This is a genomic window from Mycolicibacterium austroafricanum, from assembly GCF_902705885.1.
In the GTDB taxonomy this organism is placed as follows: Bacteria; Actinomycetota; Actinomycetes; order Mycobacteriales; family Mycobacteriaceae; genus Mycobacterium; species Mycobacterium vanbaalenii_A.
This window is the reverse complement of record NZ_CACSIP010000015.1, coordinates 75,842-89,867: the sequence shown is the minus strand read 5'-3', so window position 1 is coordinate 89,867 and position 14,026 is coordinate 75,842. Positions and strand designations below refer to the sequence as shown.

The 14,026-nt window shown below is 65.4% G+C and carries 13 protein-coding genes; 4 read left to right on the top strand and 9 right to left on the bottom strand.

From position 1 onward, the window contains the following. Nucleotides 1-51: 51 nt before the first annotated feature. Genes BEMPMBAN_RS12140 through rfbC form a run of 3 tightly spaced genes read left to right on the top strand, consistent with a single transcriptional unit; the run spans nucleotide 52 to nucleotide 2,487 of the window. A complete protein-coding gene (locus tag BEMPMBAN_RS12140) occupies nucleotides 52-909 on the top strand; it encodes an LLM class F420-dependent oxidoreductase (RefSeq protein WP_159230627.1) in 858 nt (285 codons plus the stop codon). Nucleotides 910-919: 10 nt separating this feature from the next. Further along, nucleotides 920-1,915, top strand: coding sequence for a dTDP-glucose 4,6-dehydratase (rfbB, locus tag BEMPMBAN_RS12135; protein WP_159230626.1), 996 nt, complete (start codon nucleotides 920-922; stop codon nucleotides 1,913-1,915). Then, nucleotides 1,912-2,487 (top strand): dTDP-4-dehydrorhamnose 3,5-epimerase, encoded by a 576-nt coding sequence (rfbC, locus tag BEMPMBAN_RS12130; RefSeq protein ID WP_159230625.1) that lies wholly within the window; start codon nucleotides 1,912-1,914, stop codon nucleotides 2,485-2,487. Before rfbB ends, rfbC begins: the two co-directional genes overlap by 4 nt. 12 nt (nucleotides 2,488-2,499) lie before the next feature. On the opposite strand, the gene BEMPMBAN_RS12125 is transcribed toward rfbC, so the two are convergent. The 9 genes from BEMPMBAN_RS12125 to BEMPMBAN_RS12085 all read right to left on the bottom strand — a co-directional run bounded on the left by BEMPMBAN_RS12125 (nucleotide 2,500) and on the right by BEMPMBAN_RS12085 (nucleotide 13,028). After that, entirely contained in the window at nucleotides 2,500-4,281 is a 1,782-nt protein-coding gene (locus tag BEMPMBAN_RS12125; RefSeq protein ID WP_234897426.1) for a dihydroxy-acid dehydratase, read from the bottom strand. Then, entirely contained in the window at nucleotides 4,278-6,020 is a 1,743-nt protein-coding gene (locus BEMPMBAN_RS12120) for a phytoene desaturase family protein (RefSeq protein ID WP_159230624.1), read from the bottom strand. The genes BEMPMBAN_RS12125 and BEMPMBAN_RS12120 overlap by 4 nt, the downstream gene beginning before the upstream one ends. Beyond that, nucleotides 6,021-6,347: a RedY/HapK family protein gene (locus BEMPMBAN_RS12115; RefSeq protein WP_234897425.1), complete on the bottom strand. Its 327-nt coding sequence runs from the start codon at nucleotides 6,345-6,347 to the stop codon at nucleotides 6,021-6,023. Nucleotide 6,348: 1 nt separating this feature from the next. After that, nucleotides 6,349-7,785: an aminobutyraldehyde dehydrogenase gene (locus BEMPMBAN_RS12110; RefSeq protein ID WP_159230622.1), complete on the bottom strand. Its 1,437-nt coding sequence runs from the start codon at nucleotides 7,783-7,785 to the stop codon at nucleotides 6,349-6,351. Nucleotides 7,786-7,816: 31 nt separating this feature from the next. Continuing rightward, on the bottom strand, nucleotides 7,817-8,332 hold the full coding sequence (locus tag BEMPMBAN_RS12105; protein ID WP_159230621.1) for a TetR/AcrR family transcriptional regulator: 516 nt from the start codon (nucleotides 8,330-8,332) through the stop codon (nucleotides 7,817-7,819). 151 nt (nucleotides 8,333-8,483) lie between these two features. Continuing rightward, complete coding sequence (locus tag BEMPMBAN_RS12100) at nucleotides 8,484-10,031, bottom strand: APC family permease (RefSeq protein WP_159230620.1); 1,548 nt, start codon at nucleotides 10,029-10,031, stop codon at nucleotides 8,484-8,486. Nucleotides 10,032-10,126: 95 nt separating this feature from the next. Then, on the bottom strand, nucleotides 10,127-11,131 hold the full coding sequence (dmpG, locus tag BEMPMBAN_RS12095) for a 4-hydroxy-2-oxovalerate aldolase (protein WP_159230619.1): 1,005 nt from the start codon (nucleotides 11,129-11,131) through the stop codon (nucleotides 10,127-10,129). Next, nucleotides 11,128-12,060 carry an acetaldehyde dehydrogenase (acetylating) gene (locus tag BEMPMBAN_RS12090; RefSeq protein WP_159230618.1) on the bottom strand — a complete coding sequence of 311 codons (933 nt, stop codon included), beginning with the start codon at nucleotides 12,058-12,060 and terminating at the stop codon, nucleotides 11,128-11,130. The genes dmpG and BEMPMBAN_RS12090 overlap by 4 nt, the downstream gene beginning before the upstream one ends. A gap of 5 nt (nucleotides 12,061-12,065) precedes the next feature. Further along, nucleotides 12,066-13,028 carry a hypothetical protein gene (locus BEMPMBAN_RS12085; protein WP_159230617.1) on the bottom strand — a complete coding sequence of 321 codons (963 nt, stop codon included), beginning with the start codon at nucleotides 13,026-13,028 and terminating at the stop codon, nucleotides 12,066-12,068. 156 nt (nucleotides 13,029-13,184) lie between these two features. Here BEMPMBAN_RS12085 and BEMPMBAN_RS12080 point away from each other — a divergent pair, with 156 nt between their 5' ends. Beyond that, on the top strand, nucleotides 13,185-13,958 hold the full coding sequence (locus tag BEMPMBAN_RS12080) for an IclR family transcriptional regulator (RefSeq protein ID WP_159230616.1): 774 nt from the start codon (nucleotides 13,185-13,187) through the stop codon (nucleotides 13,956-13,958). Nucleotides 13,959-14,026: the final 68 nt, after the last annotated feature.

Genomic DNA, 14,026 nt, shown 5'->3' with positions numbered 1-14,026 from the left:
GCGCTCACCTGACAAGCTGGTACCCGATAAACCGAACCGAAGGGGGCAGACATGAACGCGACCGAAGGGGTGTCGCTCAAGCCGGCCCTGGGCCGTTTCGGAGTGTGGACCGGAGCACCGGTCACCCCGGAGCAGGCCGTCGAGATCGAAAAGCTCGGATACGGGACGGTCTGGGTGGGCGCATCGCCCGCCGCCGACCTGGCATTCGTGGAGCCGATCCTCGAGAAGACCGAGAACCTGCAGGTGGCCACGGGAATCGTGAACATCTGGACCGCGAAGGCGAGCGAAGTCGCCGAGTCCTATCACCGCATCGAGAAGGCCTTCCCCGGCAGATTCGTCCTCGGGGTCGGCGTCGGGCACCCTGAGCACACCCAGGAGTACCGCAAGCCCTACGAGGCGCTGGTCTCTTACCTGGATGCACTGGACGCGGCAAAGGTGCCGACGAGCCGGATGGTGATCGCGGCGCTCGGGCCGAAGGTCCTGCAGCTCGCGGCGCAGCGCAGTGCAGGTGCGCACCCGTACCTGACCACCCCGGTGCACACCGGCCGGTCACGCGAACTGCTGGGCCCGACAGTGCTTCTGGCACCCGAGCACAAGGTGGTTCTGACCGACGACGCCGAGGCGGCCCGCAAGATCGGACGGGAGACCGTGGACTTCTACCTCGATCTGTCGAACTACCTGAACAACTGGAAGCGGTTGGGGTTCACCGACGAGGACCTGATCAAGCCCGGCACCGACCGGTTCATCGACGCGGTCGTCGCGCACGGATCTCCCGACGAGATCGCAGCCCGGTTGCTCGAACACCACGCCGCGGGCGCCGACCATGTCGCCATCCAGGTGCTGGGCGGATCCGACGAACTGCTGTCGACGCTCGAGGAGCTGGCGGGGCCGCTGGGCCTGAGTAGCTAGGGTGCCGGTCATGCGGCTGCTGGTCACCGGCGGCGCCGGTTTCATCGGCGCCAACTTCGTTCACGGTGCGGTGCGTGCGCACCCGGAGGTGACGGTGACGGTGCTCGACGCCATGACCTATGCCGGCAGCCGGGAGTCGCTGGCGCCCGTCGAGCGCGACATCCGGTTGGTGCAGGGTGATGTCACCGACACAGGCCTGGTCGGCAAGCTCGTCGCCGAGTCCGACGCCGTGGTGCATTTCGCCGCCGAGACCCACGTCGACAACGCGCTGGTGGACCCGGAGCCGTTTGTCCGCTCGAACGTCATCGGCACGTTCTCGGTGCTCGAAGCGGTGCGCCACAACAACGTTCGCCTGCACCACGTCTCCACTGACGAGGTGTACGGGGATCTGGCACTCGACGACCCGGCGCGGTTCACCGAGCACACCCCGTACCACCCCTCCAGCCCGTACTCGGCGACCAAGGCGGCCGCCGACATGCTCGTCCGGGCCTGGGTGCGCTCGTATCGTGTGGGGGCGACGATCTCCAACTGCTCGAACAACTACGGGCCCTACCAGCACGTCGAGAAGTTCATCCCGCGCCAGATCACCAACGTGCTGACCGGTCGCCGTCCCCGGCTCTACGGCCGCGGCGCCAATGTCCGCGACTGGATCCATGTCGACGACCACAACAGCGCGGTGTGGCGCATCCTCGCCGACGGTGAGCCCGGGCGCACGTACCTCATCGGCGCCGAAGGTGAACGGGACAACCTGACGGTGATGCGCACAATCCTGCGGTTGATGGACCGCCCCACCGATGATTTCGACCATGTCGTCGATCGGGCCGGTCACGACCTGCGGTACGCGATCGATCCGTCGGCGCTGCGCGACGAGTTGGGCTGGCGTCCGGTACACCTCGACTTCGAGTCAGGACTGCGCGACACCATCGAGTGGTATCGCGAAAACCGATCTTGGTGGGGACCGATGAAGGACCTGGCGGAGGCAAAGTACGAGGAGCGTGGATCGTGAGCGCACGCGAGCTGGCTGTGCCGGGCGCCTGGGAGATCACGCCCCAGATCCACTCGGACGCTCGCGGTGACTTCTTCGAATGGTTCACCGATCCCGGTTTCACCGCATTCGCCGGGCACCGTTTCGATCTGCGGCAGGCGAACTGCTCGGTGTCGGCCACCGGCGTACTGCGCGGCCTGCACTTCGCGCAGGTTCCGCCCGGCCAGGCCAAGTACGTGACGTGCGTCCGTGGCGCCGTCTTCGATGTCGCGGTCGACATCCGTTCGGGATCACCGACATTCGGCCGGTGGGATGCGGTGACGTTGGACGACACCTCGCGCAGGTCAGTGTATCTCGCCGAGGGACTGGCACACGGCTTCGTGGCGCTCGAGGACGATTCGACGGTGATGTACCTGTGCTCGTCGGGCTACGACCCCGCACGCGAACACACCGTCAGCGCGCTGGATCCTGCGTTGGACATCGCGTGGCCGCTGACCGACGCCCAGCTGGTCATGTCCGAGCGTGACCGCGCCGCACCGACTCTCGCGCAGGCGCAGGCCAGCGGACTGCTCCCGAGATGGACCCCGGCGTAGGGCACTGCCGGTTCACCAACCGCCGACCCAGCCGTCGAAGACCGCGTCCGGTTCGTCTGCGGGGTTCTGTGAACGTCCGGCCAGAAAGTCGAAGTCACATCCCTGGTGCGCCTGCAGCACTCGATCGACGTACAAGGCGGCATAACCTCGGACTGGCCGGTTCAGCGCCGGAGGGGCCGGAGCCGCTCGGCGCGCCTCCAGTTCAGCCTCCGACACCAGGACGTCGAGTTTGCCGGCGAACGCGTCGAGTGCGATGACGTCGCCGTCGCGGACCAGACCCAACGGGCCTCCCGCCGCCGATTCCGGGCTGACGTGCAGGACACAGGTCCCGTAGGCGGTTCCGCTCATCCGGGCGTCGGAGATCCGAACCATGTCGGTCACACCCGTTTTCAGCAGCTTGGTCGGAATCGGCAGTTGACCCCATTCGGGCATTCCGGGTGCCCCCCGGGGACCGGCGGAACGGAGGACCAGAACGGAATCCGGTGTCACCTCGAGGTCGGGGTCGTCGAAGCGTGCCAACAGATCTTTCATGTTCTCGAACACCACTGCCGGCCCCCGGTGCACCAGGAGCTCGGGAGTGGCTGCGCTGCATTTGATCACCGCACCGAGGGGTGCGAGATTGCCACGCACCACCGCAAGGCCCTGTGCGGGCTGGAACGGCGAGCTCAGCGGGGCGATGATCGAGGTATCAGCGGCTGCACCGGCGGGCAGGTTCTCGGAGACGGTCTTTCCCGTGACAGTCCGGGCGTCGACGTGCAGCAGCGATTCGATCGATCTCATGACTGCGGGGATACCGCCCGCGTGAAACACCTGCTCGACGAGATGCTGACCGGCGGGCCGCACGTTCACCACAAGTGGGGTGCGGGCGGAGATCTCGTGAAACCGGTCCAGGGACAGAGGAACTCCCACCCGGCCGGCGATCGCCAGCAGGTGCACGATCGCGTTGGTGGAGCCGCCCACGGCGAGCATCAGGGTGATGGCGTTGTCGAAGGCTTCCGTGGTCAGCACATCCGAGGGGCGCAACCCTTCGAGCGCCAACCCGACGGCGCGTGCCCCACATTCCTCAGCGGCCTGCATCCGCCGCGAGTCCATGGCCGGTATCGCCGCCGTGCCGGGCAGGGTCATGCCGAGACCCTCGACGAGGGTCGCCATCGTGGAGGCGGTGCCCATCTCCGGACAGTGTCCTCGTGACGGGCCTGCCGCCGCTTCCAGTCGCTCGTAGTCGACCATCGACATCCGTCCGGCGCGGACGTCGTCGATGTACTCCCACAGGTCCGTGCCCACCCCGAGCTGCTTACCGGCGAACACGGCAGGCGCCGCCGGTCCCCCGGTCAGCACGATCGCCGGGACATCGGCGCTGGCTGCTCCCATCAGCTGCGCGGGCACAGTCTTGTCACACCCGCCCAGCAGAACCACCGAGTCGAACGGGTAGGCGCGAATGGACTCTTCGACGTCCATCGCCATCAGGTTGCGGAACAGCATGGTGGTCGGTTTCATCAACTGTTCACCGAGGGAGATGGTGGGAAACTCCAGAGGGAATCCGCCCGCCGCCAGCACCCCGCGACGTACCGAGTCGGCAAGGCCACGAAAGTGCATGTTGCAATTGACCACTTCGGACCACGAGTTGCAGATGCCGACGATGGGCCGCCCCTCGAACGCCATCCGGGAGAACCCCGACGCGCGCATCGCCGAGCGGTGGACAAATCCGGGAACATCCTTCCCGGCAAACCATTTGGCGCTTCTCAAACCGGGTGGCGGTGCCTGCACGGGCTTCTGTTGTTCGCGGGCCGTCACCGGACGCGCGCAGCGTAAGCGGTGATCTTGCGCAGCGCGGGCTGGCGCGCTGCCTGGTAGCTCACCCACCGACCGGATCTGGTGGACATCAGTGCGCCCACCAGCCGCTGCTGCCACGGCCGGGTGCGGTTGGCCGTCGGCGCCCCTGCGGCCCGCGCCGGTCTCGTGACACCTGCGATGTCGCCGAGGGCGACTTTGGCCGCATTGTGACCGTTGGCCCCCATGACGCCACCGCCCGGGTGGGTTCCGGAGCCGCACAGGTAGTAATTGCGCACGGGGGTGCGGTAGTTCGCCAGCTCCGGGATCGGTCGGGCCCCGAACAGCTGATCGAGCATCATGCTGCCGTGGAAGATGTTGCCGTCGGTGATCAGGTACTCGCTGTCCAGATCGTCCGGCGTGATGATCACCCGGGCCAGGATGTGCTCGCGGAGGTTCGGCGCATAGCTGAAGAGGTCCTCCAGAACCAGATCTGCCCACTTCTCCTTCTCCGCCGCCCAGGTTGTCCCAGTCAGTTCTGACGGAAGCTGCTGTATGCCCAGCGTCATCGTGTGCAGGCCCGCGGGCGCCAGCGAGTCGTCGGTCACCGACTGGGTGACGGCTTCGATGACGAAGGTGCTGGGGAAGGTGCCGCGCCGCTGCGCTTCGGCGGCCTCCTCGAACGCCTCCCGGCTGGGCCCCAACAGTTGGTGCCCGTGGTGCTGCGGTCCGGCGTTGGCGTCGGGGAATGGCAGATACTGCGGCAGTTCGTCGACGAGGAGGTGGATCCTGGCCATCGAGCCACGGGTGTCGATGTTCTCGACGTCGCGGACGAGTCCGGGTGGCAGCACACCGGGTTCGATGAGTCGCAGCAGGGACCGCTTCGGGTCGGCATTGGAGAAGATCTGATGGGCGGTGATCACCGAGCCGTCCGCCAGACGCACTCCGGTGGCAGTACCCCGATCGACGATCACCGTGTCAACAGGGGTCGACGTACGGATCACCGCGCCGTGGTGCCGCGCTCCGGCAGCGAGAGCCTCACTGATTGCCCCCATGCCGCCGCGGGCAAGGCCGAACTGTCCGAAGTTGCCGTTGAACTCACCCCAGGAGTGGTGGCCGTAGGTGTATGCCGTGCCCGGTGTGGACGGCCCGCCGAAGATGGACACCATTCCGAAGAAGGTGAGCATGCTCTTGAGCCGTTCGTCCTCGAAATAGCGGTCCAGGAGGTCGCGGACCGAGAGCAGGGTGAACTCGTCGAACAAGTTCTGCTCGCCGGCGGCCTCGAAGGCAGCAAGGACTTCCGAACGCTCCGGAGGCGATGCGAGCAGGTACGGCGTGACCAGACCGGCGAACCGCTGCAGCCGTACTCCGAAGTCGAGGAACGCGCTGGCATCCTTCTTGTTGATCTTCTCGATCTCACGCAGCGTGCGGTCGGTCTCCTTCCACATCGTGAAGGATGTGCCATCGCGGAACAGACTGAATGACAACGCATCACCCTGGTAGAGGTCCAGGCCGAACCGCTGCAGTTCCAGTTCTTCGATGATCTCAGGTCGCAGCAGCCCGGCGATGAAGGCACATGACGACCACTTCGACCCCGGGATCAGTTCCTCGGTGACACAGGCGCCACCGACGATCGGCCTGGCCTCCAGGACCAGCACGCGCCTTCCGGCACGTGCCAGATAGTTCGCGGTCACCAGGCCGTTGTGGCCCGCGCCGATCACGATGGCGTCGTAGTCCATCGCTGTTGTGAGGGTGGAAGGCATCTAGATCTCCTGGGAGGGTGGCGATTTGCGGGCAAACAGGGTCGAGACGCTGCCGGGTTCGACGAGCTGGTCGAAACGTCGGACGACGGCCTCGAGTTCAGGTGCCTCGTCGCGCACCTTCTCCCATTCCGGCCAGGACGTCACCGTCATGACCTCGATGACATCGACGCCGCTGCTCTCGGTGCTCTCGGTCAGGAAGACCTCGAAACCGACCACGACGTCGAACCCCAGACAGGTGGGACGGTCGAGCTCAACCGAGAACTTCTCGAACTCTTCTGAACTGACCCCGGGTCGCAGGCGGAACATGTTGATCGCGCTGACCGTCATGTCAGGCGCTCTCACGGTTGATCATCACGTGCTTGATCTCGGTGTACTCCTCGAGTGCATACACCGACATGTCCTTTCCGTTTCCTGATTGTTTGAACCCGCCGTGTGGCATCTCGGGGGTCACGGGCAGATGATCGTTGACCCACACCGTGCCGAACTGGAGATCACTGGAGACCGTCATGGCGCGGGCTAGGTCCTTGGTGAAAACTGATGCCGCCAAACCGTACTCGGTGTCATTGGCCCATGCGGTCACGTCGTCGGTGTCACCGAAGCTGGTGACGGACGTGACCGGTCCGAAGACCTCGGTACGAACGATCTCGTCACCGTGGCGTGCCCCGACGACGACGGTGGGCGCGGTGTAGAAGCCGGTGCCGGGATTGTCTCCCTGGATCAGTTCGGTGTGTCCGGTAGCCTTGGCACGAGCCACGAAGCCCTCGACACGATCTCGGTGGGCAGCCGTGATCACCGGCCCCATGGAGGTGTTCTCGTCGGCGATGTCTCCGAGGTCGAGCTCGTTGACCGCCTTCTCGAGGCCGGAGACCAGGTCGTCGTGCACTGCCTCATGGACATACACCCGTGACGCCGCCATACAGTCCTGACCGGAGTTGCAGAACGCGCCCTCCATGATTTTGGCCACGGTCAGGGAGATGTCGGCATCGGCGAACACCAGCACAGGCGCCTTGCCGCCCAGTTCCAGATGCAGTCTCTTGAGGTTGGAGTCGGCCGACGCGCGCATCAACGCCCGTCCGGTGTCCACCGAACCGGTCAGCGAGGACATCCGCACGGTCGGATGAGACACGAGCCTGGCCCCGACGTCGGCACCGTCGCCGGTGACGACGTTGAACACACCGGAAGGAAACAGGTCCTGGGCGAGCTCGGCCAGCCGCAGAACCGAGAACGGAGTGTGCTCAGAAGGCTTGAGGACGAGGGTGTTTCCGGTGAGCAGCGCCGGCGAGATCTTCCAGATCGCCATCAACAGCGGATAGTTCCACGGGGCCACCGAACCGACGACGCCCAACGGGTCCCGACGCAGGATGCTCGTCTTGCCACGGACGAACTCGGTGGCTGCGCGCCCTTCCATCGTGCGGGCGCCACCGGCGAAAAAACGCAGATGATCGGCGATCATCTCCATCTCTTCGAGCGCCAGGGAGATCGGCTTGCCGACGTTGCGGGACTCGATCTCGGCGAGCGTGCGCTGGTCGTCCTCGACGCGGTCGGCGAGCTTCAGAAACGCCCGGGCCCGTTCGCCGACGGGCGTTGCCGCCCAGCCGGGAAACGCGGCGTGGGCGGCCGCCACCGCCCTGTCGACATCGGCGACGGTGCCGTGCGCGATCTCGGCGAACGTCTCTCCGCTTGCGGGCGCAGGGACTTGGTCGACGGCACCGTCGGACGAGTCGGTCCAGCTGCCGTCGATGAACATCTTGCTGTGAAAGGTCATGTCGACTCCGTTCAGGGTTTGCGAAGGGTGTTCAGGTGACCGCGGTACCGGCATTGGCAGCCGTGGTCAGTAGGGCTCGCACGGCGTCGTGCGAAATCGGTTGTTGGGCAATGGACAGATGCACCATCAAGCCTTCGATGACAACGTCCAACAGGCGTGCGGTGGCGCGGTCGAAGTGTTGTGCCAGGGCATTTTCGGCCCGCTCCATCCACGCCTGGGTGATGCGCTTGTTGTCGTCCCTGCGCACCGCGTCGCCGTACAGTTCGTAGGTCACGGCCAGTTCGTTGGGGTTGGCGGCAAGATCGTCGGTGATCGCCAGCACGATGCAGTCGATGAGATCGGCTTGCGACTCGCAGGCCGCCAGTCGCTCCTCGAAGCGGGTCGCCAACCTTTCGACGTGAGTCTGGAACGCCAGTTTGACGATGTCGTCCAGCGTCGCGAAGTGATACGTGATCGAACCGAGGGGCACGTCGGCTGCTTTTCCGATCGCACGATGAGTGATGCCGGCGACACCGTCGCGGGCGAGCACACTCAGCGCCGATTCCACGATGAGCTCCTTCCTGTTCGGATCATGACGACGTGCGCGCCGGGGTGCCGAGGCCATGCGGAACCTTTCGTTAGGTACGTTTGTACGTATCGGTACGTACAAACGTACCTAACGATCGGCATGTGTGCTGGACTTTCGCGTTGCCAGGCGCTCACACCGCTTCGGGCGCCGGCTCTTCCAGTTCCCGCTCGTTGAGGGCCTTGCCCACGAGCGCGTACTTCGCCGGTACGAAGAACCGCAGGTACAGGCCGTAGCCCATGCCCGCCAGCAATGCCAGGAAGACCAGCGAGAGCATCAGCACCGCCGCGGCGCCATGCACACCCAACAGAACGTCAAGGCTGGTCAACGTCAGCACGAAGAAGGCGCCCAGTCCGATGATCGCGAGGATCGGTGCGACAACCGTGTTCCACGGACGTTTGTCGACCTCGGACCGACGGAAGAACACGAAGATCGCAATCCCGGCCACCAGCTGCGAGAAGATCACAGCGATGGTGCCGATCCCCGTCGCCCAGGTGAACAGCGTCGCGAAGGGGTCCTGACCGGCGATGGCGAACGCGGCGACGACGATTGCGACGGTGCCGCTCTGGACGATCGAAGCCACCCACGGCGTCTGGCGTCGTGGCAACGTCCACCCCAGCGGTTTCCACACCAATGTCTGACGTCCGAGGGAGAACAAGTACCGCGAGACGTTGTTGTGGAAGGTCACGATGGCCGCGAAAGTCGCTGTGACGATCAGGAGTTGGAACAGCAGCGAGATGTTGTGCCCGATGATGGTGTCGCTGGCGACGAAGATGAAGTTGCCGCCGGTGTCGGTGGCGATCGCGACCACGTTGTTCAGCCCCAGTGCGTTCATGATCAGCCAGCCCGACACTGCGTACAGAATCCCCATGAAGGCGATCGACAGGTAGGTGGCGCGGGGGATCGTTCGTGCCGGATCATGGGCTTCTTCGCCGTAGATGGCCGAGCCCTCGAACCCGATGAACGATGCGTGGGCGAACATCAGCGCGACCCCGAACGCGCCGCCGAGCACGACGCTGGGGTTGAACGGCTCCAATGAGAAGTCGGATACCGGAACTGCGTCACCGAAGACACTGAACACGCTGAGGACCGTGATCATCAGGACTTCCAATGTCAGGAAGACGCCCAGCACCTTGGCTCCGGAGTGCACCCCCTGCACGCCGACCCCCAGACAGAGGATCAGTCCGGCAAATGCGTAGGCCCACCACGGGATGCTCAGCCCGAGTGCCGGGTTGAGCAATTCGGCTGCGTAGTAGCCGAAGCCGCCGTACAGGCCCGCCTGAATGGCGTTGTACGCAAAAATCGCCAGCGAGGCCGACCCGAGCCCGGGGATTCTTCCGAGCCCGAGCGTGACGTAGGCGTAGAACGCGCCGGCATTGGTGACGTGACGACTCATCGCCACGTAGCCGACTGCGAAGATCATCAACACCACCGCTGCGATGACGAACGCGCCCGGCATGCCGATGCCGTTGCCGGCTCCGATGATGATCGGGAACAACGCCACCACGACCGTCAGCGGGGATGCGGCGGCGATGATGTAGAAGAAGATGCTGGGGACTCCCAGCGTGTTGGCTTTCAGGCCGTGATTTCGCCGCCCGCCGCTAGGGGTGGTTGCGGCGGGCGGTGCCGACGGGGTCTCTACCGGCCGCCGTGGTGGTAATGATCGAGTGACATTCTCCATAGTCGTTCATCTCTCGTGGATTGTGATGTTCGTGGGGGGAACTGCGTGTCCACGTGCTCGGCAACCGTCCAGGAGCACACAGGCGAAAAGAATGTTCACCTCCTCATATCGAGCGCGAGATCGATGAGCAGGTCCTCTTGACCGCCGACCATCGACCGGCGGCCGGCTTCGACGAGCAGTTCGCGGGCGCCGATGCCCACCTCGGTGGCGATGCGCTCGGCGTGGAGCAGAAAGCTGGAGTAGACGCCGGCGTAACCGAGTGTGAGTGTCTCGCGGTCCACCCGTACGGGTCGCTGCTGCAACGGACGGACGATATCCTCGGCGGCGTCCATCAGACCGAACAGATCGCAGCCGTGTGACCAACCGTTGAGCTCGGCTATCGCAATGAAGACCTCCAGCGGGCAGTTCCCCGCCCCCGCGCCCAGGCCGGTGAGGGACGCGTCCACCCGGTAGGCGCCCTCCTCTACCGCGGTGATCGAATTGGCCACTCCGAGGGCGAGGTTGTGATGGGCGTGGACCCCGATCGTGGTGGCGGGATCGAGGTGCGCACGGTATGCCCGCACCCGGTCGCGCATGTCGGACATCGTGAGGCGGCCGCCTGAGTCGGTGACGTAGACGCACTGCGCGCCGGCGTCTTCCATGATCTTGGCCTGTACTGCCAACTGGTCCGGCCCGGCGAGATGAGCCATCATCAGGAAACCGGCCACATCGAGCCCCAGGGTTCGCGCGGTGGAGATGTGCTGGCGGGCGATGTCGGCCTCGGTGCAGTGTGTCGCGATCCGCACCGAGGTGACGCCGACGTCGACGGCCGCGCGCAGGTCGTCCACGGTGCCGATGCCGGGGATCAACAGCGTGGTCAGACGGGCATTCCGGATAACGTCCGCGGCTGCGGCGATCCACTCGGCGTCACTGTGGGCGCCTGCTCCGTAAGTGAGTCCGCCCCCCGCGAGGCCGTCTCCGTGGGCGACCTCGATGGCCGAGACCCCCGCTGCATCGAGGGCGCGCGCGATGCGTGTGATGTCGGACAGGGAGAACGAGTGACCGACCGCGTGCATGCCGTCTCGGAGCGTGACGTCCTGGACGTAGATCTCGACGGTCACTGCGCCGCCTCCGCGACCCGGACCGCGGCGGCGGTCATGATGTCGAGGTTGCCGGCGTAGGCGGGCAGGTAGTCACCGGCACCTTCCACCTCGAGGAAGACCGTCACCTGTGCGAGGTCGGCGTCCTGCCCGACGTCTCCGACGAGCCTGCGTCGCGGATCCTGTTGGGGCACCGACGAGATCATCACCTGCTGCCGGAGCCGGTAGCCGGGGACGTACTGCGCGACCTCGGCGACCCTGGCGACCACGGCGCCGGTGATCACCGACTCGTCCGTGGCCGAAATGAGCGCGGACACGGTGTCGCGCATGATCATCGGGGGGTCTGCCGGATTGAGCACGATGATCGCCTTCCCGCGGTCCGCCCCGCCCACGGTCTCGATGGCCCTTGCCGTGGTGTTGGTGAATTCGTCGATGCTGGCCCGGGTCCCCGGGCCAGCCGAGCGGGATGAGATCGAAGCGACGATCTCGGCGTAGTGCACGTGAGCTGTTGCCGAGAGCGCCCCGACGATCGGGATGGTGGCCTGACCGCCGCACGTCACCATGTTGAGGTTCCGCTCGCCCGCCAACCCGGCCAGGTTGACCGCCGGAACGACGAAGGGTCCGAGGGCAGCGGGAGTGAGGTCGATGACAAGCCGGCCGGTGGGCTCGAGCCTGGCGTAGTTCATGCGATGCGCCGCAGCGCTGGTCGCGTCGAAGATCACGTCGATGTCATCGAAGTCGCTCCGCTCGACGAGCCCGTCCACCCCCGCAGCCGTCACTGCCACGTCCAGCGCGGAGGCTCTGGCGAGACCGTCACTCGCGGGGTCGATTCCGACCATGACGGCCACGTCCAGCAGCGCCGACCGCCGCAGCTTGTGCATCAGATCGGTACCGATGTTCCCCGAGCCGATGATGGCCGTGCGCCGAGGCTGCGTCCTGGGGGCAGTCATCGGTGTCAGTTGGTGAGGGCGGGGGTGGCCGTGCGGGGACGAGGGGACACCGCCACATCCGGGGCGCTGGTGCGGGCCAGCTCGTTGAGGATCGCAGCGTGGCGCACCTTGTGCCGGATGAGTTCCTCGTGGAATTCCGGCCGGACCCAGCCGTTGTACATGACGGCTTCGGATTCACCCGGCTCGATCTTGAAGTACACCGGCCCCGCCACGCGCGCGATGTCGCCGGCTTCCCACAGCCTGTTCATCCCGCCGAAGGACTCGAAGGTCTCCGCCCAGACATCCAGCGGGATGTCCACCGCACGCCTGATGGCGGCGAGCATCGGCCGGCTCAGATCGCCCACGGGGTTGACACTGTCGGCACCGAGATCCTGCAGAATCCTGATGGACGCAGGGTTGGCGTGTCCGGCGTACACCGAGATCTTGAACTTCGCATCGGCGGGGATGTGTCCGGCGTCGCGCGCCTTGTTCAGGATGTCGAGAACTCCCTCGTCCCAAACGAGTACGCCGCGGATACCCGTCGAGAACACCCGCAGATAGTCGTCGAGAAGATACCGGACGTTGTCCAGTCCCCGCACCCGGCGCCCACCTGCCTGCCCCTCGGTGCTCAACGCCTGGCGGCCGAGATCCCATCCGGTCCGGGGACCGGGAACGGCGATCAGCTCGATGTCGTTCTCCGAAGCGAGTTCGGCGACGTCGCTGAGCTCACCGGTGCCCAACAACGTGGTCCCGCCGCCGAACGCGATGACCCGGTGGATGAAGACGCCCTGCTTGCCCGCCTCGTCCAGCAGCACCTCGAGGGTCGAAAGGCGTTCAACTCCAGAGATTTCCAGCCGGTATCCGCCGCCGTCGTCGAATGCCTTCGTGGACGGCCTGAGGGTGTAGTCGTCGGCCGACAACAGGCCTTGTGAAGCCAGAATGCTGGCCCCGTCGACCTTTGATATACGGCTGTCGGCTGCGGTGGGCATCGCGTCTCCTTCGAGGGACTCAAGCTGTTTTTCATTCAGTGATATTGCACTTCGCTGAGTGAAATCTAGAAGACGGTGCGGGGTGTGTCAACCGGAAGCCGAACTTTGATGACGGCGCCAGGGACGCCCTCACTGCGTACTGGTAACCTTCACTGGGTGAAAACCGACGCACGGACGGACAAGGGCTCGAATCTGATCGGCGTCGAACGCACCGCCCGGATCCTGAGCGCAGTAGCAGAAGCCGAAGGCGGCAACCTCACTGAAATCGCAAGGCGCACAGAGCTCAACGAGGCCACGGTGTCGCGATACCTGACCAGCCTTGCGGCGTTGGGCTACGTAGAGCGATACAACGCGGCGCAATACCGCCTCGGATGGGAGATCTTCCGGCTGGGACAACGTGCTTTCGCCGGCCAGGTGCCCTCCGACGCGGTACTGCCCACCATGGAACGGCTGATGCTCGAGTTCAACGAGACGGTGAACTTCGCGATGCACAAAGAGCGCAGTGTGGTCATTCTCGAAGTTGTCGAGAGCCGCCGGGCGGTGAAAAAGGTCAGCGACGTCGGGCAGACCGACCCCTGGCATGCGTCGGCATTGGGCAAGTCACTCATGGCGAGCATGCCCGACAGCGTCTGGCGGGGCATTGTGGCGTCCACGGGTCTGCCGGCGCTGACCCCCCACACGATCACGTCGATGAAACAGATGGCAGCCGAGATCGAGGACATCCGAGAGCAGGGCTTCGCAGTCGATCGGGAAGAGGCAGCCGAAGAACTCACCTGCGTGGCCGCGGCCGTGCCCACTGCCGACGGCGGAGGTTCACGGTACGCGCTCAGTATCAGCTTCCTCACCCATCGGCTGACCCCCGAGAATCTCGAACATGCTGGCGCACAGGTGGTTACGGCTGCCAAGGAGATCGCACGCAAGCTTCCATGAAGGTCGGGGCCCGGGCCGTTCACAGCTAACGCAGGGCGCCTCTTGCGAACACGCTCCCCGCATTACTA

Excerpts from the sequence above, each read along its gene's own strand:
- BEMPMBAN_RS12140 (WP_159230627.1), top strand. The coding sequence starts at position 52 with ATGAACGCGACCGAAGGGGTGTCGCTCAAGCCGGCCCTGGGCCGTTTC.
- BEMPMBAN_RS12110 (WP_159230622.1), bottom strand. The coding sequence starts at position 7,785 with ATGACCTTTCACAGCAAGATGTTCATCGACGGCAGCTGGACCGACTCG.
- BEMPMBAN_RS12085 (WP_159230617.1), bottom strand. The coding sequence starts at position 13,028 with ATGCCCACCGCAGCCGACAGCCGTATATCAAAGGTCGACGGGGCCAGC.
- BEMPMBAN_RS12120 (WP_159230624.1), bottom strand. The coding sequence starts at position 6,020 with ATGCCTTCCACCCTCACAACAGCGATGGACTACGACGCCATCGTGATC.
- BEMPMBAN_RS12090 (WP_159230618.1), bottom strand. The coding sequence starts at position 12,060 with ATGACTGCCCCCAGGACGCAGCCTCGGCGCACGGCCATCATCGGCTCG.
- rfbB (WP_159230626.1), top strand. The coding sequence starts at position 920 with ATGCGGCTGCTGGTCACCGGCGGCGCCGGTTTCATCGGCGCCAACTTC.
- BEMPMBAN_RS12115 (WP_234897425.1), bottom strand. The coding sequence starts at position 6,347 with ATGACGGTCAGCGCGATCAACATGTTCCGCCTGCGACCCGGGGTCAGT.
- BEMPMBAN_RS12100 (WP_159230620.1), bottom strand. The coding sequence starts at position 10,031 with ATGGAGAATGTCACTCGATCATTACCACCACGGCGGCCGGTAGAGACC.